Origin of the sequence: Jeongeupia naejangsanensis, assembly GCF_016865585.1 — a bacterium.
Classification (GTDB): domain Bacteria; phylum Pseudomonadota; class Gammaproteobacteria; order Burkholderiales; family Chitinibacteraceae; genus Jeongeupia; species Jeongeupia naejangsanensis.
In genome coordinates this window covers 407,978-431,174 of record NZ_JAESND010000002.1, presented here as the reverse complement: position 1 = coordinate 431,174, position 23,197 = coordinate 407,978, and the positions used below count along the sequence as shown (strand labels likewise).

Here is a 23,197-nt window from a genome sequence, read left to right as displayed (position 1 = left end):
CAAACCGCCCGGCAAACGGCAAACCGTGGTCAGCGAGATGCTAGAATGTCGCGATGAATCAGCCTGCCTTTATCCATCTTCGCCTGCACTCCGAGTTCTCCGTCACCGACGGCATCGTCCGCATCGATGACGCGGTCAAACACGCAAAAAAGCTCGGCATGCCCGCGCTTGGCGTTTCCGACCTGATGAATTTGTTCGGCCTGGTCAAGCATTACAAGGCCTGCCGTAGCGCGGGGATCAAGCCCATCATCGGCCTGGATGCCTGGATCGAGAACGAGGCGGATCGCGACAAGCCCTTTCGCGTCCTGTTGCTGGCGAGCGATCGCGACGGTTACGGCAGGCTCTGCGAACTGCTGACGCGCGCGTACCGTGACAATCAGTACCGCGACCGCGCCGAACTGCGCAAGGACTGGATTGCCGACGGCGACAACAGTCATCTGCTGTGCTTGTCTGGTGGTCATTTGGGCGAGATCGGCCAGGCACTGCTTTCGGGCAACTATGACAGTGCCAAGGCTGTCACGCAGTGGTGGAGCACGCAATTTCCGGGCAACTTCTACCTGGAGCTGCAACGCAGCGGCCAGCCGGAATGCGAGCCTTGCGTACAAGGGCAGCTCGACCTTGCATCCGATTTCGAGCTGCCGGTCGTCGCCACGCATCCGATCCAGTTCATGGCGGCGGATGACTTCAAGGCACACGAAGCCCGCGTCTGCATTGCCGAAGGCTATATGGTCGCCGACAAGCGACGACCCAAGCTGTTTACCGATGACCAGTATTTCAAGACACCGGCCGAAATGGCCGAGCTGTTCGCCGACCTGCCCGAAGCACTGGCCAACTCGGTCGCGATCGCGCAGCGCTGCAACCTGACCGTTACGCTGGGCAAGAACTACCTGCCGGACTTCCCGACGCCGGACGGCATGACGCTGGACGACTATCTCGTCCACCTGGCCAAGGAAGGTCTTGAAGCCCGCCTCGCCCAGCTGTATCCGGACGAGGCCGCGCGCGACGCCGAACGGCCTCGCTACCTCGATCGGCTCAAGTTCGAGACCGACACCATCATCCAGATGGGCTTCCCCGGCTACTTCCTGATCGTGGCCGACTTCATCGTCTGGGCCAAGCACAATGGCTGCCCGGTGGGCCCGGGCCGGGGCTCCGGTGCCGGCTCGCTGGTCGCGTACTCGCTCGGCATCACCGATATCGATCCGACTGCATACGCACTGCTGTTCGAGCGCTTCCTGAACCCGGAACGGGTCTCGATGCCCGACTTCGACATCGACTTCTGCCAGGACAACCGCTGGCGCGTGATCGAGTACGTGCGCGAGAAGTACGGTGCCGAGGCGGTCAGCCAGATCGCCACCTTCGGCACCATGGCCGCCAAGGCGGTCGTGCGCGACGTCGGCCGCGTTCTCGACCTGCCGTACATGTTCTGCGACGGCCTGTCGAAGATGATCCCGGCCGCACCGGGCAAGCATTTCAGCCTCGACGACGCGGTCGAGATGGTGCCCGAACTGGCCGAGCGCGTCCGCAACGAGGACGAGGTCAAGGAACTGTGGGAGCTGGCGCTCAAGCTCGAAGGCATGACCCGCAACATCGGCATGCACGCCGGTGGCGTCTTGATCGCGCCGGGCCAGATCACCGATTTCTGCCCGGTCTATCAGGCCAGTGGCGCCGATGCGTCACCAGTGTCGATGCTCGACAAGGACGACGTCGAATCGATCGGTCTGGTGAAGTTCGACTTTCTGGGTCTGCGCAACCTGACGATTATCGAGCTGGCACTGCAGTACATCAAAGAGCAGACCGGCGAATACCTCGACCTGATGAGCCTCGGCTTCGAGGATCAGGCCGCGTACCAAGTGTTCCGCGACGCCAACACCACCGCCGTTTTTCAGGTCGAGTCGGACGGCATGAAGCGGCTGCTGGAAAAACTGCAACCCGACCGTTTCGAAGACATCATCGCCGTGCTGGCACTGTACCGGCCGGGTCCGCTCGGCTCGGGCATGGTCGACACCTTCATCAACCGGAAAAAAGGACTGGAAGTCCCCGACTACTTCCACCCCGATCTGGAGAAGTGTCTCGAACCGACCTACGGCGTGATCGTGTATCAGGAACAGGTGATGCAGATCTCGCAGATCATCGGCGGCTACACGCTCGGCGGCGCCGACATGCTGCGCCGGGCCATGGGCAAGAAGAAGCCCGAGGAAATGGCCAAGCACCGGGAGATGATCGCCGACGGCGCCAAGACCAAGGGCTACGACCCGGCGCTGGCCGAAATGCTGTTCGACCTGATGGCCAAGTTCGCCGAGTACGGCTTCAACAAGTCGCACACCGCGGCCTACGCGGTGGTGTCGTACCACACCGCCTGGCTGAAAGCACACCACACCGCCGCCTTCATGGCCGCGACGATGAGCTCGGAACTCGACAACACCGACCAGCTGAAGGTGTTTTACGACGACTGCATCGAAAAAAACCGGCTGGAGATACTGCCGCCGGACATCAACGAAAGCGTTTACCGTTTCGTTCCGGTCGGCAAGCGGCAGATCCGCTACGCGCTCGGCGCCATCAAGGGCGTCGGTCAGGGCGCGGTCGAACAGATCGTTTCCGAGCGCAAGGCCAACGGCCCGTTCAAGGATCTGTACGATTTCTGCCGCCGAACCGACAAGAAGGAAGTCAACAAGCGCGTGCTCGAGGCGCTGATTCGCGGCGGCGCGTTCGACGCGATCGACGATCATCGCGCGCGGTTGATGGCCAACGTCGAGCAGGCAATGAAGCTGGCCGAGGCCGAGGCCGCCAACGCCAACCAGAATTCACTGTTCGACATGTTCGAGCCGTCGGCGGTACCGACCGTCGAGCCGATCGAGGTGCCGCGCTGGGACGACAAGGTCAAGCTGGCCGAGGAAAAAACCGCGCTGGGTCATTACCTCTCGGGCCACCCGTTCGATGCCCATGCGAAGGACCTGAAGGGCCTGATCAAGACCCGGCTCGACCGGCTCGAACCCAAGCGTGAACTGCAGTACCTTGCCGGCATCGTCGGCGGCTTGCGGGTCAAGAACGGCGATCGCGGCCGGATGGCGTTCCTGCAGCTCGACGACGGCAACGCCAAGATCGAAGTTGCCTTGTATTCGGAGGTGTTCGAAGCGCACCGGACCAAACTCAAGGACGACACGCTGCTCGTCGTTGCCGGCAAGGTCAGCGAGGACCGCTTCAGTGGCGGCCTGCGCGTGATCGCCGATGCGGTCATGGACGTGCCGGAAGCGCGCAGTCATTTTGCGCGGTCGCTCAACCTGCAGATCAACGGCAATGCCGATGCGGCAAGACTGTCCTCGCTGCTGGCCGCCCATGGTGGCGGCGCCTGCCCGATCGAGATCGACTACCGGACGCAAGGTGCACGCTGTGCCTTGCGGCTGGGGCTCGACTGGCGGGTAACGCTGCACGACGCGCTGATCGCCGAGCTGCAAACGTGGCTGGGGAACGATGCGGTGAAAATCCGTTTCTAACGCCGACGGGCCGGACTGCAGAGTCTGGCCCGTGTCGTTTCATCGACAGCAAAAACAACACCACTAAGGAATACGCGTATCCCGCATCCGGCAAAACCCTAGCTTGTAAACAAATGTAGTCGCGCCCAGCATCACAACATCGCTCACTGCATCAAACAGACCGGAACGACAACGTATCCGGCACAACGGAGAACCACATGGACGAAGAACTCAAACGAAAGGCCCTCGACTATCACCGCTATCCGCGTCCCGGCAAGATCCAGGTCGCACCGACCAAGGGGTTGTCGAGCCAGCGCGAACTGGCACTCGCCTACTCGCCGGGCGTCGCCTACGCCTGCATGGCCATCGTTGAGGACGAAGCCGAAGCGCGCAACATGACCGCGCGCGGCAACCTGGTCGCGGTGATCACCAACGGCACCGCCGTGCTGGGTCTGGGCGACATCGGTCCGCTGGCCGGCAAACCGGTGATGGAAGGCAAGGGCGTGCTGTTCAAGAAGTTCGCCGGAATCGACGTCTTCGACATTGAAATCGACGAAAAAGACCCGGAAAAACTGGTCGAGATCATTGCCTCGCTCGAACCGACTTTCGGTGGCATCAACCTTGAGGACATCAAGGCACCTGAGTGCTTCTACGTCGAGCAGAAGTTGCGCGAACGGATGAACATCCCGGTCTTCCACGACGACCAGCACGGCACGGCCATCATCGTCGGCGCGGCCGTCAAGAACGGTCTCAAGCTGATCGGCAAGAAAATCGAAGAAGTGAAGCTGGTTGCCTCGGGCGCCGGTGCAGCCGCGATTGCCTGCCTCGACCTGCTGGTCTCCCTGGGCGTGAAGCGCGAAAACGTCATCGTTTGCGACTCCAAGGGCGTGATCCATACCGGCCGGACCAACCTCGACGAAACCAAGCAGCGCTACGCCCGCGAGACTGAAGCGCGCACGCTGCAGGATGCCATCGGCGGCGCCGACATCTTCCTCGGCCTGTCCGGCCCCGGCGTAATGTCGCAGGACATGGCCAAGAGCATGGCCGATCACCCGCTGATTCTGGCGCTGTCGAACCCCGACCCGGAAATCTCGCCGCCTGACGTCAAGGCCGTGCGCTCGGATGCCATCGTGTGCACCGGCCGTTCGGACTATCCGAACCAGGTCAACAACGTGCTGTGCTTTCCGTTCATGTTCCGTGGCGCGCTCGACGTCGGCGCGACGGCCATCACCGAAAGCATGAAGCACGCTGCCGTCAACGCCATCGCCGAACTGGCACTGGCCGAGCAGTCCGATGTTGTCGCCGACACCTACGCCAACGAGAACCTGACCTTCGGCGCCGAATACCTGATTCCGAAACCGTTCGATCCGCGCCTGATCATCAAGATTGCCCCGGCCGTTGCCCGCGCGGCGATGGAAGCCGGCGTCGCCACGCGACCGATCGAGGACTTCGGCGTCTACACCGAAGAACTGACCCAGTTCGTCTACAAGTCCAACCTGTTCATGCGGCCGGTGTTCGCCGCCGCGCGCAAGGCCAAGAAGCGCGTGGTGTTCTGCGAAGGCGAAGACCAGCGCGTGCTGCACGCGGTGCAGGAAGTCATCGACCTCGGCCTGTGCTTCCCGATCGTCATCGGTCGTCCAAGCGTCATCGAAAGCCGGATCGAGAAACTCGGCCTGCGCATCCGTCCGGGCGTCGATTTCGAGTTGTGCAACCAGGAAAACGACCCGCGCTACCGCGAATACTGGACGCTGTATCACTCGCTGATGCTGCGCAAGGGCGTATCCGAGGAGCTGGCGCAAGCCGAAGTTCGCAGCAAGACGACGCTGATCGGTGCGCTGATGGTCAAGCGTGGCGAAGCCGACGCGATGATCTGCGGCACGCACGGTCAGTACCATCGCCATCACTGGTATCTGGAGAACGTACTGGGCCTGCAGGACGGTGCGACCACGACCGCAGCGATGAATGCACTGCTACTGCCGACCGGCAACATCTTCATCACCGACACCTACGTGAATCAGGATCCGAGCGCCGGGCAACTGGCCGAAATCACCCGGCTTGCCGCCGATACCGTGCGCGCGTTCGGCATCCAGCCACAGGTGGCCCTGCTGTCGCACTCGAGCTTCGGCACGCTGAGCGATCCTTCGGCACTGAAGATGCGCAGCACCCTCGAGCTGCTGCGCGAACAGGCGCCCGATCTGGATGTCGACGGTGAAATGCACGGCGACGCCGCTCTGTCGGCCGAGATCCGTCAGCAGGTGTTCCCGCAATCGACGCTCAAGGGCGATGCCAACCTGTTGATCATGCCGAATCTCGATGCAGCGAACATTTCGTTCAACCTGCTGAAGATGACCGCCGGTGACGGCGTGACCATCGGCCCGATCCTGCTGGGCATTTCGGCACCGGCCCACATCCTCACGCCGACCGCATCGGTACGCCGCCTCGTGAATATGGCCGCACTTGCTGCGGTACAGGCCGCCGCAAAGGTCTAAAATCGGAAGCGGCCCCACGCCGTGGGGTCGCACCGCTTCCCGCTGTGCCCGCCGTTCCTTCCGGAGCCCGCCATGAGCGAATCCCCGCAAGACCCGTTCGGCTTCTTTACGCAATTCCTGAAGCCGGGTACGCCCAACCCCTTCATGCCGCCACTGACTGAAGAAGAAATCGACCGCAAGATCGTCGAGATGCGCACGATCGAGCAATGGTTGACGATGCAGGTCGGCATGCTGCAGATGACCGTGAAGACGCTGGAAATGCAGAAAGCCGGGCTGCAGGCGTTCAAGAAGGGCATCGACCCCAACCCTGACTCCCCCTGATGATCCAGATTTCGCATTTAGTACGTCGCGTTGCCGGCGTCACCGCCGCGCTCGTTCTCGCCGCCTGCGCCACCCCGCCCGCCCCTCATCAGCCGCCAACACAATCCGCGCCCCCTGTCACCCCCACTCCCGCAACGCAGGTGCCAAGCACAGAAATGGCACCGTACCAGGCCGTGGACTGGTCAGCGCTGCCAGCAACAAGTGATGCCGACTGGCTTGCCGGTTTCAACACCTGGCAACGCGGTTGCCCGCGGCTGCAGAAGCAGGCCCGCTGGGCCGCGCTGTGCGCTGACGCTGCGCAACTGCCGAAAACGGCAGGCAGCGCACGTGCCTTCCTCACCAGCCGCTTCACCCCACTGACGCTGCGTAACGCCGATGGCAGCGACCAGGGCCTGATCACCGGCTATTACGAACCGGTCTATGCAGGCAGCCTGAGCCGGACCAGCCGGAACACCATTCCGGTTTACGGACCGCCGAACGACATGATCACGGTCCAGCTCGACAGCATTTATCCGGAGCTGAAAGGCAAGCGCCTGCGCGGCCGCCTCGATGGCAAGGCGCTCAAGCCCTATGCCGACGCAGACGAAATCGCCCGACTGGCCCGCAACAACCGGCTCAATGCACCGGTACTTGCCTGGCTGCCCGACCCGATGGACCTGCAGTTCCTGCAGGTGCAGGGGTCGGGCCGGATCAAGCTTGCCGACGGTCGCGAGCTGCGGCTCGGCTACGCAGACCAGAACGGCTGGCCCTATCGTGCGATTGGCAAATGGCTGATCGAGCAAGACGAACTCAAGGCGGCCGATGTCAGCATGCAGAGCATTCGCGCCTGGGCACGCGCCAATCCGGCCAAGGTGGACCAGCTGGTTGCCAGCAATCCGAGCTATGTCTTCTTCCGCACGCTGCCGGACAGCAACGAAGGGCCGATCGGTTCGTTCGGCGTTCCGCTGACGGCCGGTTACAGCCTGGCCGTCGACACCAAGCACGTCCCCGCCGGTGCGCCGATGCTGATCGATACCACCCGGCCGGACGGTTCGCCGCTGACGCGGATCGCCGCAGCACAGGACACTGGCGGCGCCATTCGTGGCCAGGTACGCGCCGACTTCTTCTGGGGCAAGGGCGACGCGGCCGGTGAACTCGCAGGGAAAATGAAGCAGCCCGGCCGGCTCTGGCTGCTCTGGCCCAAGGGCGAGCCGCTTCCGGACGCCAACTGAGGCCAGCCGGACGCGATATGGGGTCAGCCGCCGCTGCGCGGTTGACCCCTGTCGCCGCATTGGGCAAGATACAAGACATCCCCTATGCACTTCTCCGATACCTGATCATGGCGTTCCACTCCAACGAAATCTGGCTCGAATGGCGATGGCGTCGCTAGTAAGCGCCCACCGTTACCTGGCCCTTTCCTGAATTTCGTCTGGAGTTGTCATGATCACGCGCGATGAATTCGCTGCTTTGGCTCGCCAAGGCTACAACCGTATTCCCGTCATCCTCGAGCTGTACGCCGACCTCGATACACCGCTCTCGGTCTATCTGAAGCTGGCCAATCGTCCGTACTCCTATTTTCTTGAATCTGTCGTCGGCGGAGAACGCTTCGGCCGCTACTCGTTCATCGGCCTGCCCGCGCGGACCCGTATCACGGTCACCGGCCAGCACACCGAAGTCATTCACGACGACCGCGTGATCGAAACCCACGACGGCAACCCGCTCGACTTCATCGCCGAATACCAGAAACAGTTCAACGCTGCGGCACCTACCGGCATGCCGCGCTTCATGGGCGGGCTGGTCGGCTACTTCGGCTACGACACGATCCGCTACGTCGAAAAGAAACTCGCCCACTGTACGAAACCCGACCCGCTCGGCTTGCCGGACATCCAGCTGCTGCTGTCGGAAGAACTGGCCGTCGTCGACAACCTGTCGGGCAAGCTTTTCCTCGTCGTCTACGCCAATACCGAAGACCCGGAAGCCTACGACCGCGCCGAAGCCAGGCTGGCCGAACTGCGGATCAAGCTGCGCGAACCGGCCAAATTGCCACTGTCTGGCCCGGCAAAATCCCTGACCACGGCGCAATCCGAGTTCGGCGAGGCCGCCTTCAAGGAAGCCGTACTAAAGGCCAAGGACTACATCGCCGACGGCGACGTGATGCAGGTCGTGCTGTCGCAACGGATGACGATGCCGTTCGATCAGGACCCGCTGGCGCTGTATCGCGCGCTGCGATCGATCAATCCGTCGCCGTACATGTTCTTCTACCATTTCGGCGACATGCACATCGTCGGCGCCTCGCCGGAGATTCTGGCGCGGCTCGAAGGCGACACGATCACGGTACGCCCGATCGCCGGCACCCGGCCGCGCGGCAAGACCCGTGAACTCGACGAGGCACTCGCAGAAGAACTGCTGGCCGACGAGAAGGAAATCGCCGAGCACGTGATGCTGATCGACCTCGGCCGCAACGACACCGGCCGCGTCGCCGAAACCGGCTCGGTCAAACTGGTCGACCGGATGACGATCGAGCGCTACTCGCACGTGATGCACATCGTCTCGAGCGTTGAAGGCAAGCTCAAGGCCGGCCTCAGCAATATCGACGTCCTCAAGGCGACCTTCCCCGCCGGTACCGTCTCCGGCGCACCGAAAGTCCGGGCGCTGGAAATCATCGACGAGTTCGAGCCGAGCAAGCGCGGCATCTATTCGGGCGCCGTCGGCTACCTCGGCTTCAACGGCGACATGGACGTTGCGATTGCGCTGCGCACCGCCGTGGTCAAGAACGAAACGCTCTACATGCAGGCCGGTGCCGGCATCGTCGCCGATTCGGTACCCGAGAGCGAATGGCAGGAAACGCTGAACAAGGCCCGCGCCGTACTGCGCGCCGCCGAACTCGTTCAAGCCGGCCTCGACGCCTGAAACCGACCCACGTCGTCGCCCGCTCCGCGTACAGATTCAAAGGAATGCCGCCATGCTCTTGATGATCGACAACTTCGACTCGTTTACCTACAACATCGTCCAGTACTTCGGCGAACTCGGTCAGGACGTTCACGTCTACCGCAACGACGAAATCTCGATCGAACAGATCGAAGCGCTGAAGCCCAAGTACCTCGTCATCTCGCCGGGGCCCTGTTCGCCCAAGGAAGCCGGCATCTCGGTCGAAGCCATCCGCCACTTTGCCGGCAAGCTACCGATCCTCGGCGTCTGTCTCGGCCATCAGGCGATCGGCGAAGCCTTCGGTGGCAACATCATCCACGCCAAGACGCTGATGCACGGCAAGGTCTCGCCGATCGAACACACCGGTGTCGGCGTGTTCAGCAAGCTGCCCTCGCCGTTCACCGTCACCCGCTATCACTCGCTGGCCATCGAACGCGAAACGCTGCCCGATTGCCTTGACGTCACCGCATGGACCGCCGACGGCGAAATCATGGGCGTGCGTCACAAGACGCTGGCGATCGAAGGCGTGCAGTTCCACCCCGAGTCGATCCTGACCGAGCACGGCCACCAGATGCTCGACAACTTCCTCAAGGAATGGGCGTGATCCGGCGTTTCGCCGTCACCCTGCTCCTGACCGCCGGCACTGCGCTGGCGCAACCGTCGCCACCAGCCATTAGCGAGTGCGACCAGCACAGCGCCGACCAGGCCGAGCTGACCCGGTGCCTGAACCGGCTTGAGACCGGCGCAACGCAGGACCGGCTGAACGCCGAAACCGCAGCACGTGCGGCGATGCGGCGGCTGGAGGACACGAGCCCCGCCAGTCATGCACTCGGCCTGTTCGAAACCGACGTTGCCGCCTATCTCGCTTATCGCGACGCCCGTTGCGACTGGGCAGGTGCACCGTTCCACAGCGGTTCGGTCGCCGACGTGGCCATGCAGACCTGCCGGATCGACATGGACCGGCACCGCGCCGACGAGCTGTCGCGCTTCTACGTGAACTGATTTCGGGAAAATCATCATGATCACCATCCAGGCCGCACTGAGTCGGCTGATCTACAGCAACGAATTGTTCTTCGACGAAATGGTCTACCTGATGCGGCAGATCATGACCGGCGAGCTGACCCCGGTGCAGACCTCCGCACTCCTGATGGGTCTGCGCACCAAGGTGGAAAGCGTGTCGGAAATCGCCGCTGCAGCGACCGTCATGCGCGAATTCGCCAGCCAAGTGGCCGTAAAGGATCGCCGCCATCTGGTCGACACCTGCGGCACCGGTGGCGACGGTGCGCACACCTTCAACATTTCGACGTGCTCGGCCTTCGTCGCCGCGGCAGCGGGCGTCAAGGTCGCCAAGCATGGCGGGCGCTCGGTGAGTTCGAGCAGCGGTTCTGCCGACGTTCTGGAAACCCTGGGCGTCAAACTGAACCTGACACCGGAACAGGTCGGCCAGTGCATTGACGAGGTCGGCCTCGGCTTCATGTTCGCACCGAACCATCACCCGGCAATGAAGTACGTTGCGCCGATCCGTCGCGAACTCGGCGTACGGACCATCTTCAACATTCTCGGCCCGCTGACCAACCCGGCCAGTGCCGACAACCAGTTGATGGGCGTATTCCATCCCGATCTCGTGGGCATCCAGGCACGCGTGCTCAAACAGCTCGGCTCGAAGCACGTGATGATCGTGCACGGCTGCGACGGTCTCGACGAAATCACGCTGTCCGGCAACACCTCGGTCGCCGAACTCAAGGATGGCGAGATCATCGAGTACCAGCTGGACCCGCGCAATTTCGGCTTCGAACTGTGCGACCTCCAGGCGCTGCATGCCGGCGACGCGCAGCAATCCGCCGACATCATCCGTCGCGTGCTGGCCAACGAAGCCGGCCCGGCACGTGACATCGTGCTCCTCAACGCCGGCGCGGCGATTTACACCGCCAACATTGCGGTCACGCTCGAGGACGGCATCAATGCCGCGCACGAAGTGCTCGCCAACGGCGCCGCGAGCGCCAAGCTCGACGCACTGGTCAGCGCGACCAGCCGCCTTGCCAACTAATCCGCAGAGCGAACCATGTCCGACATCCTGAAGAAAATCTGGGCCACCAAGCACGACGAAGTCGCTGCGGCCCGCAAGGCCATCCCGTTTGCCGAAATCCGGGCACAGGCCGAAGCCAACGCCGACCGCCGCGACTTTGTCGCCGCCCTGCGCGCCAAACACGCGGCCGACCAGCCCGGCATCATCGCCGAGATCAAGAAAGCCAGCCCGTCCAAGGGCGTGATCCGCGCCGATTTCCAGCCGGCCGAACATGCCGCCGACTATGCCGACAACGGCGCCGCCTGCCTGTCGGTCCTGACGGATCGCAACTACTTCCAGGGGCACGAGGACTACCTGAAGGCCGCGCGCGCCGCCTGCACGCTACCGGCCTTGCGCAAGGACTTCATGGTCGACGAGTACCAGCTGTTCGAAGCCCGCGCCTGGAGTGCCGACTGCATCCTGCTGATCGCCGCCGAACTGTCGCTGCCGCAGATGAAGGACTTCGAAGCCATCGCTCACGCACTTGGCATGTCCGTACTGGTCGAAGTACACAACGGCGAAGAGCTGGATGCCGCACTCGAGCTGACAACGCCGCTGGTCGGCATCAACAACCGCAACCTGCGTACTTTCGAGGTCAGCCTCGACACGACGCTAGGTTTGTTGCAAAACATCCCGTCCGATCGCATCGTCGTGACCGAAAGCGGTATTCTCGCCACAACAGATGTATCACTTATGCAACAAAACAACGTCAACACTTTCCTGGTCGGCGAAGCCTTCATGCGCCAGCCATCGCCCGGAAAGGCGCTTCACAGCTTGTTTTTCGGCTGAAGTACACACTCTCCAACGCGGATCAATCAGGGCGATTTGTAATGTGAAATACATAATCGCCTCGTAGACTCCACTGTACTGAAACGGCATAGAAAACGAACACGCGGCGTAAGCCTCAAGACGTTCACCGCCGAATTCCCGATCGCCCTGCCTGCGCCGACTCCCGGAGACGCCTGGCGGGGCAACAGTACAGGCCAGCTACACAAGGCCTCTTTTCCGCAACAGGAGAGTGAAGTAATGAAGAAGACCCTGATCGTCGCCGCCCTCGGCGCCGCTTTCGTGGCCCAGTTTGCTGCAGCTGAAGTCACCGTCTACGGCTCGATCCGCGAGTCGCTCGAATACGATCAACTGAAGGACGCCGGTGGCAAGGACTACAAGGGCGAAGTCCAACTGATCGACCAGTCGTCCCGCTTCGGCTTCAAGGGCTCGGACGCCCTCGACATCGGCGGCAAGGTAATCTGGCAGATCGAATCGGCGATCAAGACTTCGGGCAACGGCGGTACCGGCAACACCACCTGGGGCGGCCGCAACACCTTCGGCGGCTGGCAAGGCGACTGGGGTACCGTGCGCTTCGGCAACTACGACAGCGCCTACAAGACCCTGCTGACCTCGTCGGACCTGTCGAGCCTGTTCGACAACTTCGCCGATACTGCCGACTACAAGGGTAAGGGCGCCGTGTTCGCCCAGCTGAACAGCCGTCTGCAGAACTCGGTCAGCTACGACTCGCCGAAGTTCGGCGGCTTCCAGGTCCGCGGTTCGTGGGGCCTCGACCAGAACGCGCAGGAAGGCAACAATTCGCCGATCTACGCCGCTTCGGCCCTGTACAGCGGCTACGGCTTCGTCGGCGGTCTGGGTTACTACTACTCGGACAACCGCACCTTCGCACAGACCACCGGCCTGAGCAGCGCCGACCACATCAACGCCGACAACTCGGTGACCCCGGCCGTGAAGGCCAACACCACCAGCGGCGCGTCGACCTGGGCGACCAACCTGGCACTGGGCTACAAGTTCGACTTCGGTCTGCAACTGGGCGGCGGCTGGGAACACATCGACAGCGATGACGGCAAGGCCGGCAGCGACTGGGACAACTACGCCGTGGTCGGCAACTACAAGTTCGGCCAGTTCGAAGTCCAGGGCGTGTACGCCTGGTCGAAGGACCAGCTGGGCGTGAGCGACAACAGCGGTGCGCAAGCGTCGCTGGGTCTGGTGTACTACGCGACCAAGCAGACCCGCTTCTACACCTACCTGGTGAACTTGGATAACGATTCGAAGGGCAAGTTCAAGAACAACTCGGGCTCGCTGACGCCGGATTACGTCGATCAGGACGGCTTCGCGTTCTCGTTGGGCCTGCGTACCGACTTCTAAGCCGTGCCACCGTCTTCCTAGACTTCAAACCGGGCACGCTGTGCCCGGTTTTTTTACATGGTGCGGTCGATAAAAAACCGGGGGCCAGCCCCGGTTTTTCATTTTTCAGCGCTTGATTTTGACCCCTGCCAGCGCCGATGCCATCGCGCCGGACAATGGCGCAGCCTCGCGCTTGGGTGCTTTTCGCCCATCCTGCGCCGCGGCAACACCGGCGACCGAGGGTTTGGGCGCCTCGTCGCCAAGGCGCATGGTCAGGGCAATGCGTCGCCGCCTGATGTCGACTTCCAGCACCTTGACCTTGACGAGATCACCCGCCTTGACCACCTCGCGCGGATCCTTGACGAACCGGTTGGTCAGCGCCGAAATGTGCACCAGACCGTCCTGGTGCACACCCACATCGACGAAGGCACCGAAATTGGTCACATTGGTCACCACCCCTTCGAGCACCATGTCCGGCCGCAAGTCCTTGATGTCTTCGACGCCATCGGCAAACTTGACCGCCTTGAACTCCGGACGGGGGTCACGCCCCGGTTTTTCCAGCTCGGCGAGGATATCGCGCACCGTCGGCACACCGAATCGCACATCGGTGAAATCGCCGGGGTTCAACCCTCGCAATGTCGCCGTGTCACCAATCAGCGTCTTCACGTCCCGTTGCACGCGCGCGACGATTTTCTCGACGAGCGCATAGGACTCCGGGTGCACCGCGGAGGCATCCAGCGGATTCCTGCCGTTCATGACGCGCAGAAAGCCCGCGGCCTGCTCGAAGGTCTTGTCACCGAGTCGCGGCACCTTGAGCAAGGCCTTGCGATCGGCAAACGCGCCGTGTGCGTCGCGGTATTCGACGATATTCGATGCGAGTACCGGGCTCAGACCCGACACGCGAACAAGCAGCGACGCCGACGCGGTATTCACGTCGACCCCGACCGCGTTGACGCAATCCTCGATCACGACCTCCAGCGAACGCGCCAGCCCGGCCTGATTGACGTCATGCTGGTACTGCCCGACGCCGATCGCCTTCGGGTCGATCTTGACCAGCTCGGCCAGCGGATCCTGCAAACGGCGTGCAATCGACACCGCGCCGCGCAGGCTCACATCCAGCGCCGGAAACTCCTTCGCAGCCAGCTCGGACGCCGAGTAGACCGATGCACCGGCTTCGGACACGACGAGCTTGGTCAGCCCGGGGCTTTCCTGCATCAGTTCGGCGGCGAGCTTGTCGGTTTCGCGGCTGGCGGTGCCGTTGCCGATCGCGATCAGTTCGACCCGATGCTTCTGCGCCAGTGCATTCAGTGTATTCAATGCCCCGCGCCAGTCCCGACGCGGCTCGTGCGGGTAGATCGTTGCGGTATCCAGCAATTTGCCGGTCGCATCGACGACAGCGACCTTCACACCGGTGCGCAGACCCGGATCGAGCCCCATCGTTGCACGCGGCCCGGCCGGCGCCGCCAGCAGCAAATCCTTGAGGTTGCTGGCGAATACCTTGATCGCATCCGCCTCGGCCCGGTCGCGCAGTTCGCCGACCAGCTCGGTTTCCAGACTCGGGAACACCTTGGCCCGCCACGTCAGCCTGACCGTGTCGGCCAGCCATTTGTCGGCGGCGCGTCCCTGATTGGCGATGCCGAAGCGCTTGGCAATGCGCAACTCGCACACGCCCGGTGACGACGCATCGTCCGGCAAGGCCAGCGCGAAACCGAGCACGCCCTCGGCGTGGCCGCGCAGCACTGCGAGGACGCGATGCGACGGCATCTTGGCCAGCGCCTCTTCGTACTCGAAGTAATCGGCGAACTTCGCGCCTTCGTCCTGCTTGCCGTCGACCACGGCCGTTCTGACCACTCCGTGGGTTTTGAGATAGTCACGCAAGCCGCCAATCAGCTCGGCATCCTCTGCGAACTGCTCGATCAGGATTGCCCGTGCACCGTCGAGCGCAGCCTTGATATCGGCAACGTCCGTGTTGAGGTAAGCCTGCGCCTCCTGCTCCGGACCCCGGTTCGGATCCGCGAGCAAGGCCGCCGCCAGCGGTGCCAGCCCGGCTTCGCGCGCCATCTGCGCCTTGGTACGGCGCTTGGGCTTGTACGGCAGATAAAGGTCTTCCAGCCTTTGCTTGTTGTCGGCGTTCTGCAGTTGCGCCAGCAACGCCGGCGTCATCTTGCCCTGCTCGTCGACGCTGCCGATCACGCTGCGTCGCCGCTCTTCCAGCTCGCGCAGATAGCGCAGCCGCTCATCCAGCGAACGCAACTGGGTGTCGTCCAGCCCGCCAGTGACTTCCTTGCGGTAGCGCGCGACGAAAGGCACGGTTGCGCCTTCGTCGAACAGCTGGATCGCGGCGTCAACCTGTGCCGGACGGCAGGCCAGCTCGGCGGCGATGCGATGCGAGATCGGTGGCAGCATGGTGTTTACTCTTTGGCCGCGATCAGCGTCAGCAACTGCAGCACCGCCAGTGCCGGCAGGCGGGTATTGTCGGCCACGCTCCACAGCGTCACACCGCGGCCATCGGCAGCAAAGCGCAAGCGGCTGACCCAGACCTTGTCACCACCGACCGCGTCCTGACTGGCGACAATGCCGGCCTCTCCGGCCACCTGCAGCAGGAAAACGCGCTCGCCGGCCTTGAGCGCGGCAATCACGGCTTCCTGCTCGACCGGCGCCGAGTAGCGTACGGTCACGCTGGCGCCGTGACCGAAGAAATGCGGCGTGCGCACGCACGTCACGTCGATCGTGCAATCACCGGGCAGCTGCTTCTTCAGCAGCGCCAGCGCGGCGTTCTCCTCGGCAGTGGCGCCGCCGTCATCCGGCACACCGAAACCGCCCAGCACGTTGTAGGCAATCCGCTTCGGATACACCGCCGTTTCGTGTTCGGTCTGCGCGAACAGCGCGCGCGTCTGCCCCGACAGCGCATCGATACCGGCTTGGCCTTCGGTCGAGACCGAAAGCAAACCGGTCGCCGTCACTTGCGTGACTTCGCCCAGTTCGGCCAGCGGCGCAATCAGCGTCGCCAGTTGCTGCGCGAACGGGTCCGGCAGCGACAGGACCTGGCCCTTGGCCAGCTTGCCGCCGGGCGGATTCGCGCCGGTCAGATCGATGACGATGACCCCGGCCTGCGCAGCTTCGGCCAGCACTGCATTGACGTCCGGCACCGTATTGACGAGCACGCGCAGCTGCGTCCACTCGAAATCCTCGACGTTGAACTCCGGGTGGTCTTCGCCACGGAACTCGACCAGACCTTCGTCGTCGCTCATCGTCAGCGGATACAGCGCCGCCAGCCGCAGCGGGCTGTCGGTAATCACGTCGAGCAGCGCCTGTCCGAGCGCGGAAGTGGCGCCGAGCACGCCAAGGGAAAGATGAGCCATGAAACCTCCGGAATGGGAAAAGGGCGCCTGCGCGCCCTTTGGGGATGGGCCTATTGTAATTCAGTTGCGCCGATTCACCCATGGTCGCCTCCCCCAACCCGACTTTGCCTGCCTTGGTGAATGCTGCTGCAGCGCTGTGCATCGTCTTGCCCTTGTCCCGCTCCAGGCCGGACACTAGCCCGCACTTGCCGCCATGCTCATTCGACGCATCAGCGGTCCGCCAGTTCGCGGCCCTTCATCCAGCCCGGGAGTTGCATGCATCTGCTTACCAAGACCGAATACCACATCGCGCAACCGCTGTTCGAGGCATGCGCCGACATCCATCTCTCGGTTGCTGCGGTACTCGCCGCCGCAGCCCCCGGCGACATCTGGGTCGACGACCTGCAACAGCCGAACATTGCCCTGCTCGACGGCCCCGAAAGCTGGTATCTGGCCGGCAACCCCGACGATGCTGTCGACCTCCCTTCGCTTGGCCGGCTGATTCCGCCGACGGCCTACCTGATCTACACGCCGGATCACTGGGAAACGCACTTCCCCGCCCTGCTGAGCAACCAGTTCGCCCGGCGCCACGAGCGCATCGCGGCACGGCAGACGCTGGTGCCGGACGACAAGCCTGTCATAACCGACGCACGCTACCGCTTGCTTGAGTTGCAGGCCTCGGGACCTCATCACTTGTCGGCGACGGATCGCGACTTGCTCGACGACTGGTTCGCGTCGAACCGCGACAGCGATCTCGCAACCGCAGTTGCCAGCAATGCCGGCCATGCCATGCTCGCCGCCGACGCCGTTGTCGCACTGTGTCTCAGCGACGTGATCGCCGGCGACCGCGGTGAACTCGGCGTCTGGGTTGCGCCAGAGTATCGGCGCCAGGGGCTGGCGCGGCAGGTGGTGCAGGCGACACTCGCACTGCTGGCCGCCCGGGGCGTAACCAGCGTCGGCTGGCACTGTCTTGCCAACAACCGGGAATCCCGCGCGCTCGCACTTGCAACCGGCTTCGTCGAAGTAGCGAGCTACCGCGCCTTCAGTGCTTCGTTGCCAGCCGAATCCGCAAAAGCAATGAGCCCCGACGAGTTCGGTGACTGGGCCGTGCATTACGAACGGGGACGGGACATCGACCCTTGGTTTTCGCTGCTGGCTGCCGAAGCCTGGGCGCTTGCCGGGCGCAGCGATGCCGCGTTTGCCAACCTGCAGCACCTGATCGGTAACGGCGACGAATGGGCGGAGCAGCTCCCGCAGCGCTGGCGCCTCGCATCGCTGCATCCGGACCCGCGCTTTCCCGAACTGATCGCCGCCTTGCAGCGGCAAACACACGGATAGCCGCATCAGGCCATCCACGCCGAATAGTGCTTCAACTACCGGTCGTGAATCCGTCGACACCCCGTCTGCCAGCCTCCCCGTAGCTCACTCGAAGACGGAGCGAACCGGCTGTCCAGCAGCCCTTTCATAACCCTTTTATTTGAATCAGCCAGATATAAGCTGGAACTCCGATATGCCGAAAGCACCATGCAATCATGGCTCGGCGCCGTTCACACCACCGGAGTTCCTGCATGTCGATCGATCGCTATTACACCCTGGGCCGCAGCGGCCTGCGCGTCAGCCGCCTGTCCCTGGGGACCATGACCTTTGGCACCGAATGGGGCTGGGGGGCCGACAAGGATGCGGCCCGCCAGGTATTCGACCTGTATCTGGACGCCGGCGGCAACTTCATCGATACCGCCGACGCCTACACCAACGGCACCAGCGAAGCCTGGCTGGGCGAGTTCATCGCTGCGCGTCAGGCGCGCGATCAGGTCGTGCTCGCCAGCAAATTCGGCTTCAATCTGGGCAACCGCAATGCCAACGGCGGCGGCAATGGCCGCAAGCACGTCCTGAAGGCTGTCGAAGGCTCGCTGCGCCGCCTTGGCACCGACTATCTCGACGTACTTTACCTGCATGTCTGGGACCAGATCACCTCGGCCGATGAAGTCATCCGCACGCTGAACGATCTGGTCCGCGACGGCAAAGTCCGCCATCTCGGGCTGTCCGACGTGCCGGCGTGGTACGCCGCACGGATCCAGACGCTGGCCGAATGGCGCGGCCTCGAACCGATCAGCGCATTGCAACTGCAGTACTCGCTGGTTGAACGCAACCTCGAACACGAGTACACCCGGCTGGCCATCGAGCTGGGCATGGGGCTGGCGGTCTGGAGCCCGCTGGCCAGCGGGCTGCTGTCGGGCAAGTACCGCAAGGGCGACGCCACCAGCGGCCGGCTGGCAACGATGCAGGGCAGCGGCAATCCGGCTTTCCAGCACCTGAGCGAGCGGAACTGGCAGATCGTCGCGGCACTGGAGGACGTCGCCCGGCAGCTCGACCGGCCGATGAACCAGGTGGCGCTGAACTGGGTTGCCCATCGTCCGGCGGTGAGCAGCGTCACCGTCGGCGCCAGCCGCCCGGAGCAGCTCAAGTCCAACCTGCAGGCACTGGATTTCGAGCTGCCCGTCGAACTGCGCCAGCGCCTTGACGAGGCCAGCGCGCCGCCCCAGCCCTTCCCTTACTACTTTTTCACCAACACCATGCAGGGCATGCTCTATGGCGGCGCAACCGTCGGCGACAAGCCCGACGGCTACCACGCCAACGTACTGGTCAGCGGCAGCGGCAGTGGCGTGAGCTAGTCGCCGACACCGGAAACAAAAAGGCACCGGATCCGGTGCCTTTGTCATTGCCCAACGACGGTGTTTACAGCGCAGCAACGACCGCATCGCCCATCTGCGAGCAGCTGACCTTGGTCGTCCCGGCTTCGTAGATGTCCGCGGTGCGCAGGCCCTGGGCGAGCACGGCCTTGACCGCGTTCTCGACCCGAACGGCAGCCGCTTCATTGTTCAGGCTGTAGCGCAGCATCATCGCGGCCGAGAGGATGGTCGCCAGCGGGTTGGCGATGTCCTTGCCGGCAATGTCCGGTGCCGAACCGTGGCTCGGCTCGTACAGGCCCTTGCCGTTCTGGTCGAGCGAAGCCGACGGCAGCATGCCGATCGAGCCGGTCAGCATCGATGCCTGATCAGACAGGATGTCGCCGAAGATGTTGCCGGTCACCATCACGTCGAACTGCTTCGGCGCGCGCACCAACTGCATCGCGGCATTGTCGACATACATGTGGCTGAGTTCGACGTCCGGGTACTCCTTGGCGACGTCGGTCATGATTTCCTTCCAAAACTCGGTCGTCTCGAGCACGTTGGCCTTGTCGACCGAACACAGCTTCTTGCCACGCTTCTGCGCTGCACGGAACGCGACGTGGGCGATCCGGCGCACTTCGCTTTCCGAATACAGCATCGTATTGAAGCCTTCGCGCTCGCCGGCTTCGTTGACACGGATGCCGCGCGGCTGGCCGAAGTAGATGTCGCCGGTCAGCTCACGGACGATCAGGATGTCGAGGCCGCTGACGACTTCCGGCTTCAGCGTCGACGCATTCGCCAGTTCGGGGTACAGGATCGCCGGGCGCAGGTTCGCGAACAGGTTCAGGTCCTTGCGGATGCCCAGCAGGCCGCGCTCTGGGCGCAGCGGCCGGTCGAGCTGGTCGTATTGCGGGCCGCCGACCGCGCCAAGCAGGATCGCATCGGCTTCGCGAGCCAGCTTCTGGGTGAACTCCGGATACGGTGCGCCGTAGGCGTCGTAGGCTGCGCCCCCCAGTGGTGCTTCGGACAGCTCGATGTCCAGACCATCCTTCTGCAGTGCGTTCAGGACTTTCTTTGCCTGCGCAACAATTTCGGGACCAATGCCATCACCAGGCAGAACCAGAACTTTCATTTGCTCACTCCTAACAGGGATACGCGCCGCGATGGCGCCAATCGGAACATTTAATCGGCCAGGACGACGTCACAGCTGTAGCGCGTGCCCACCGAATTGGTCATCTGCGACTTGGCCGAGGTGACGATGCCGCGCTGGCGGTCGATCGTGACCGAGAGCGACATCCGGATCGGGTCCTTCTGATTGCTGCGGCTGCTGACGGCCTGCTCGTCGCCTTCGATCGCCAGGCGGACCAGCGCACCATCTTCTTCGAGCCTGGTGTACTTGTACCAGGTCGGCGCCTCGTTGCCACCCGCGCTGAAAACCTTGCGTTTGTAGGTTTTCTCGCCGACACCGCTGGTTGCCTCGTCGAGCAGACGCTGCGCATCGAAGACGCCGCTGCCCTGCGAAATGTCGGTAATGCCACCCAGCAGGCAGTTGTGCCGATCGATGTACGATTCGACGCTCACCCAGGCCTTGCCGTCGTAGCGCAGCGTCAGTGGTTGCGCCCGTCCACCACGCACGCTGACCCGATACTGCAGCTGCGGCGATGGCGCTACAGGCTGGTAATTCGGCACCGGGGTCGGCAGGGTCGTCGCCGGCTTGGGCTTGACCTGCGCAACGGCAGGCGAGGCCTGCGGCGCCGGCACCTGCTTCAGCTTGGCGAGTTTGATTTCCGCAAGCTTGGCAAATACCCCGTTCGGATACTGGTCCAGGTAGGCCTGAAATTCGGCGGGATCCTTGCTGTCCTTGATGCTGCTCCAGAACAGTAATTGCGCCTCTTCGGAACCACTCGTTTTCGCCTGCGGCAGTGCGGCAACGGCAACGCCCGCGGTCAACGCGGTCGGCAGCGAAAGGAAAACGGCGGTCCAGAGTCCGGCACGCGTCTTTCTCGTCAAAGCCATGCTCAAATCCAGTGAAATCATTGTTTTTATTGGAAAACCGGTGAAAAAAGGCAAACAAAAAGCGGGATCACTCCCGCTTTTTGTCGGTGCATCCGATTACGAGTGCGAAACCTTGTAGGTCACATCGCAGTCGGTCATCACGATCACGCGCGGGTGCGTTTGCAGCAACGATGCCGGCACTTGCGTGGTGATCGGGCCGTTCAGGGTGCGGTCGAGGATTTCGGCCTTTTCCTGGCCCTTCACGACCAGCAGAATCGCCTTGGCATGCAGGATCGAACCCATGCCCATGGTGATTGCGTGGGTCGGGACTTCGTCGATCGAGTTGAAGAAGCGCTTGTTGGCTTCGCGCGTGCTTTCCTTCAGCGTGACCTTGTGGGTGAAGCGCGACAGCTCGTCATCCGGCTCGTTGAAGCCGATGTGGCCGTTGCCGCCGATACCCAGCAGCTGCATGTCGACCGAACCCTGCTGGTAGATTGCCTCGTCATAGCGGCGACCTTCACCGTCGATGTCGTCGGCGTTGCCATTCGGCACGTGGGTGTTTTCCGGCGCGATATCGATATGGTCGAACAGGTTGCGCTGCATGAAGCTGCGATACGACTCCGGGTGGCTGACCGGCAGACCGACGTATTCATCGAGGTTGAACGTCGTGACTTCCTTGAAGCTGACCAGACCCTGCTTGTAGGTCTTGACGATTTCTTGATACAGACCGACCGGTGTGCCACCGGTGGCCATGCCCAGCACCGCATTGGGCTTGGAACGGACAACGGAGATGAAGAGGTCGGCAGCAGCGCGGTCGAGATCGGCTTGATTTTTGAATTTATGCAGGATCATGGTCGTGATTCTTTCCGGGTCAACAAGAAAACGCCTAACTATACGGCATTAGGTGGAGGCCGTATTGACCTCCCCCAACCTTCAGCCGGACGAAGCGCTCAAACGAACAGCCAGGGCTTGGATTCGCGGTGCTTGGCTTCGAAAGCGCGAATGTCGTCAGCATGCGCCAGCGTGAGCCCGATTTCATCCAGGCCGTTGAGCAGGCAATGCTTGCGATGCGCCGTCACCTCGAACCCGAACGATTCACCCGTTGGCGTCGTCACCGTTTGCTTGCTCAGATCGACGTCCAGTCGATAGCCTTCCTGCGCCTCGCACTCCTTGAACAAACGCTCGACGACATCGGACGGCAACACGATCGGCAGCAAGCCGTTCTTGTAGCAGTTGTTGAAGAAGATATCGGCGAAACTCGGCGCAATCACGACACGGAAGCCGTAGTCGTCGATCGCCCACGGTGCGTGCTCCCGGCTCGAACCGCAACCGAAGTTGTCGCGCGCCAGCAGCACCTGCGCACCGGCGTAGCGCGGAAAATTGAGCACGAACTCCGGATTGACCGGACGGGTGCTGTTGTCCATGCCCGGCTCGCCATGGTCGAGGTAACGCCATTCGTCGAACAGGTTCGGGCCGAAGCCCGAGCGCTTGATCGACTTGAGGAACTGCTTCGGGATGATCGCGTCGGTATCGACGTTGGCACGGTCGAGCGGGCACACCACGCCATTCAACTGGGTAAAGGCTTTCATTGCGGATTCCTCGCGGCCACGGCGCCGATCCCGGCGCCCGTGGCGGTCGAATTATTTGCTGCCGGCGTTCTCGATCTTGCCACCGACTTTCTGCACGTCCTGACCGAACCCCTTCATGGTGTTACAGCCGGACAGGGTCAAAGCAGCGACAACGGCGAGCAGGAAAATCGATTTCATGAATGCACACTCCAGCAGATCAAAAAATGTTTAGAGCGTCA

General features: G+C 62.8%; 19 protein-coding genes. 12 read left to right on the top strand and 7 right to left on the bottom strand.

Translation table 11 applies throughout. The features are described from left to right. The first annotated feature begins 53 nt into the window (after window positions 1-53). The 10 genes from dnaE to JMJ54_RS07150 all read left to right on the top strand — a co-directional run bounded on the left by dnaE (window position 54) and on the right by JMJ54_RS07150 (window position 13,406). Window positions 54-3,491: a DNA polymerase III subunit alpha gene (dnaE, locus tag JMJ54_RS07195; protein WP_203537262.1), complete on the top strand. Its 3,438-nt coding sequence runs from the start codon at window positions 54-56 to the stop codon at window positions 3,489-3,491. Between the two features lie 197 nt (window positions 3,492-3,688). After that, window positions 3,689-5,959, top strand: a complete 2,271-nt coding sequence (locus JMJ54_RS07190) for an NADP-dependent malic enzyme (RefSeq protein WP_203537261.1) — start codon at window positions 3,689-3,691, stop codon at window positions 5,957-5,959. A gap of 72 nt (window positions 5,960-6,031) precedes the next feature. Beyond that, the gene (locus tag JMJ54_RS07185; RefSeq protein ID WP_203537260.1) at window positions 6,032-6,280 is read left to right on the top strand and encodes a PhaM family polyhydroxyalkanoate granule multifunctional regulatory protein; all 249 of its coding nucleotides are present in this window, start codon (window positions 6,032-6,034) and stop codon (window positions 6,278-6,280) included. A 155-nt stretch (window positions 6,281-6,435) separates the two neighbouring features. Continuing rightward, on the top strand, window positions 6,436-7,491 hold the full coding sequence (gene mltA, locus JMJ54_RS07180; protein WP_238999934.1) for a murein transglycosylase A: 1,056 nt from the start codon (window positions 6,436-6,438) through the stop codon (window positions 7,489-7,491). Between the two features lie 208 nt (window positions 7,492-7,699). Beyond that, on the top strand, window positions 7,700-9,169 hold the full coding sequence (gene trpE / locus JMJ54_RS07175; RefSeq protein WP_203537258.1) for an anthranilate synthase component I: 1,470 nt from the start codon (window positions 7,700-7,702) through the stop codon (window positions 9,167-9,169). Window positions 9,170-9,221: 52 nt separating this feature from the next. Further along, complete coding sequence (locus JMJ54_RS07170) at window positions 9,222-9,791, top strand: aminodeoxychorismate/anthranilate synthase component II (protein WP_203537257.1); 570 nt, start codon at window positions 9,222-9,224, stop codon at window positions 9,789-9,791. After that, window positions 9,788-10,189 (top strand): lysozyme inhibitor LprI family protein, encoded by a 402-nt coding sequence (locus tag JMJ54_RS07165; protein ID WP_203537256.1) that lies wholly within the window; start codon window positions 9,788-9,790, stop codon window positions 10,187-10,189. Before JMJ54_RS07170 ends, JMJ54_RS07165 begins: the two co-directional genes overlap by 4 nt. Before the next feature lie 16 nt (window positions 10,190-10,205). Continuing rightward, window positions 10,206-11,234 carry an anthranilate phosphoribosyltransferase gene (gene trpD / locus JMJ54_RS07160; protein WP_203537255.1) on the top strand — a complete coding sequence of 343 codons (1,029 nt, stop codon included), beginning with the start codon at window positions 10,206-10,208 and terminating at the stop codon, window positions 11,232-11,234. Window positions 11,235-11,249: 15 nt separating this feature from the next. Beyond that, window positions 11,250-12,041 (top strand): indole-3-glycerol phosphate synthase TrpC, encoded by a 792-nt coding sequence (trpC, locus tag JMJ54_RS07155; protein WP_203537254.1) that lies wholly within the window; start codon window positions 11,250-11,252, stop codon window positions 12,039-12,041. Window positions 12,042-12,278: 237 nt separating this feature from the next. Then, window positions 12,279-13,406, top strand: coding sequence for a porin (locus tag JMJ54_RS07150; protein ID WP_203537253.1), 1,128 nt, complete (start codon window positions 12,279-12,281; stop codon window positions 13,404-13,406). Between the two features lie 105 nt (window positions 13,407-13,511). Here JMJ54_RS07150 and JMJ54_RS07145 read toward each other — a convergent pair whose 3' ends face one another. Next, complete coding sequence (locus JMJ54_RS07145) at window positions 13,512-15,791, bottom strand: Tex family protein (RefSeq protein WP_203537252.1); 2,280 nt, start codon at window positions 15,789-15,791, stop codon at window positions 13,512-13,514. Window positions 15,792-15,796: 5 nt separating this feature from the next. After that, window positions 15,797-16,747, bottom strand: coding sequence for an Asd/ArgC dimerization domain-containing protein (locus tag JMJ54_RS07140; protein WP_203537251.1), 951 nt, complete (start codon window positions 16,745-16,747; stop codon window positions 15,797-15,799). 255 nt (window positions 16,748-17,002) lie between these two features. Here JMJ54_RS07140 and JMJ54_RS07135 point away from each other — a divergent pair, with 255 nt between their 5' ends. Beyond that, on the top strand, window positions 17,003-18,064 hold the full coding sequence (locus JMJ54_RS07135) for a GNAT family N-acetyltransferase (RefSeq protein WP_203537250.1): 1,062 nt from the start codon (window positions 17,003-17,005) through the stop codon (window positions 18,062-18,064). 230 nt (window positions 18,065-18,294) lie between these two features. Continuing rightward, entirely contained in the window at window positions 18,295-19,398 is a 1,104-nt protein-coding gene (locus JMJ54_RS07130) for an aldo/keto reductase (RefSeq protein WP_203537249.1), read from the top strand. A 64-nt stretch (window positions 19,399-19,462) separates the two neighbouring features. Here JMJ54_RS07130 and leuB read toward each other — a convergent pair whose 3' ends face one another. The 5 genes from leuB to JMJ54_RS07105 all read right to left on the bottom strand — a co-directional run bounded on the left by leuB (window position 19,463) and on the right by JMJ54_RS07105 (window position 23,156). Then, window positions 19,463-20,527, bottom strand: a complete 1,065-nt coding sequence (gene leuB / locus JMJ54_RS07125; RefSeq protein ID WP_203537248.1) for a 3-isopropylmalate dehydrogenase — start codon at window positions 20,525-20,527, stop codon at window positions 19,463-19,465. A 50-nt stretch (window positions 20,528-20,577) separates the two neighbouring features. Beyond that, a complete protein-coding gene (locus tag JMJ54_RS07120; protein WP_203537247.1) occupies window positions 20,578-21,411 on the bottom strand; it encodes a hypothetical protein in 834 nt (277 codons plus the stop codon). 96 nt (window positions 21,412-21,507) lie between these two features. Next, window positions 21,508-22,242 (bottom strand): glucosamine-6-phosphate deaminase, encoded by a 735-nt coding sequence (nagB, locus tag JMJ54_RS07115; protein ID WP_203537246.1) that lies wholly within the window; start codon window positions 22,240-22,242, stop codon window positions 21,508-21,510. A gap of 98 nt (window positions 22,243-22,340) precedes the next feature. Then, window positions 22,341-22,979 (bottom strand): 3-isopropylmalate dehydratase small subunit, encoded by a 639-nt coding sequence (gene leuD, locus JMJ54_RS07110; protein WP_203537245.1) that lies wholly within the window; start codon window positions 22,977-22,979, stop codon window positions 22,341-22,343. A 51-nt stretch (window positions 22,980-23,030) separates the two neighbouring features. Then, the gene (locus tag JMJ54_RS07105; protein WP_189459046.1) at window positions 23,031-23,156 is read right to left on the bottom strand and encodes an entericidin A/B family lipoprotein; all 126 of its coding nucleotides are present in this window, start codon (window positions 23,154-23,156) and stop codon (window positions 23,031-23,033) included. Window positions 23,157-23,197: the final 41 nt, after the last annotated feature.

Coding starts and splice junctions, on each gene's coding strand:
- dnaE (WP_203537262.1), top strand. CDS start 54: ATGAATCAGCCTGCCTTTATCCATCTTCGCCTGCACTCCGAGTTCTCC.
- JMJ54_RS07190 (WP_203537261.1), top strand. CDS start 3,689: ATGGACGAAGAACTCAAACGAAAGGCCCTCGACTATCACCGCTATCCG.
- JMJ54_RS07185 (WP_203537260.1), top strand. CDS start 6,032: ATGAGCGAATCCCCGCAAGACCCGTTCGGCTTCTTTACGCAATTCCTG.
- mltA (WP_238999934.1), top strand. CDS start 6,436: ATGGCACCGTACCAGGCCGTGGACTGGTCAGCGCTGCCAGCAACAAGT.
- trpE (WP_203537258.1), top strand. CDS start 7,700: ATGATCACGCGCGATGAATTCGCTGCTTTGGCTCGCCAAGGCTACAAC.
- JMJ54_RS07170 (WP_203537257.1), top strand. CDS start 9,222: ATGCTCTTGATGATCGACAACTTCGACTCGTTTACCTACAACATCGTC.
- trpD (WP_203537255.1), top strand. CDS start 10,206: ATGATCACCATCCAGGCCGCACTGAGTCGGCTGATCTACAGCAACGAA.
- trpC (WP_203537254.1), top strand. CDS start 11,250: ATGTCCGACATCCTGAAGAAAATCTGGGCCACCAAGCACGACGAAGTC.
- JMJ54_RS07150 (WP_203537253.1), top strand. CDS start 12,279: ATGAAGAAGACCCTGATCGTCGCCGCCCTCGGCGCCGCTTTCGTGGCC.
- JMJ54_RS07145 (WP_203537252.1), bottom strand. CDS start 15,791: ATGCTGCCACCGATCTCGCATCGCATCGCCGCCGAGCTGGCCTGCCGT.
- JMJ54_RS07140 (WP_203537251.1), bottom strand. CDS start 16,747: ATGGCTCATCTTTCCCTTGGCGTGCTCGGCGCCACTTCCGCGCTCGGA.
- JMJ54_RS07135 (WP_203537250.1), top strand. CDS start 17,003: ATGCATCTGCTTACCAAGACCGAATACCACATCGCGCAACCGCTGTTC.
- JMJ54_RS07130 (WP_203537249.1), top strand. CDS start 18,295: ATGTCGATCGATCGCTATTACACCCTGGGCCGCAGCGGCCTGCGCGTC.
- leuB (WP_203537248.1), bottom strand. CDS start 20,527: ATGAAAGTTCTGGTTCTGCCTGGTGATGGCATTGGTCCCGAAATTGTT.
- JMJ54_RS07120 (WP_203537247.1), bottom strand. CDS start 21,411: ATGGCTTTGACGAGAAAGACGCGTGCCGGACTCTGGACCGCCGTTTTC.
- nagB (WP_203537246.1), bottom strand. CDS start 22,242: ATGATCCTGCATAAATTCAAAAATCAAGCCGATCTCGACCGCGCTGCT.
- leuD (WP_203537245.1), bottom strand. CDS start 22,979: ATGAAAGCCTTTACCCAGTTGAATGGCGTGGTGTGCCCGCTCGACCGT.
- JMJ54_RS07105 (WP_189459046.1), bottom strand. CDS start 23,156: ATGAAATCGATTTTCCTGCTCGCCGTTGTCGCTGCTTTGACCCTGTCC.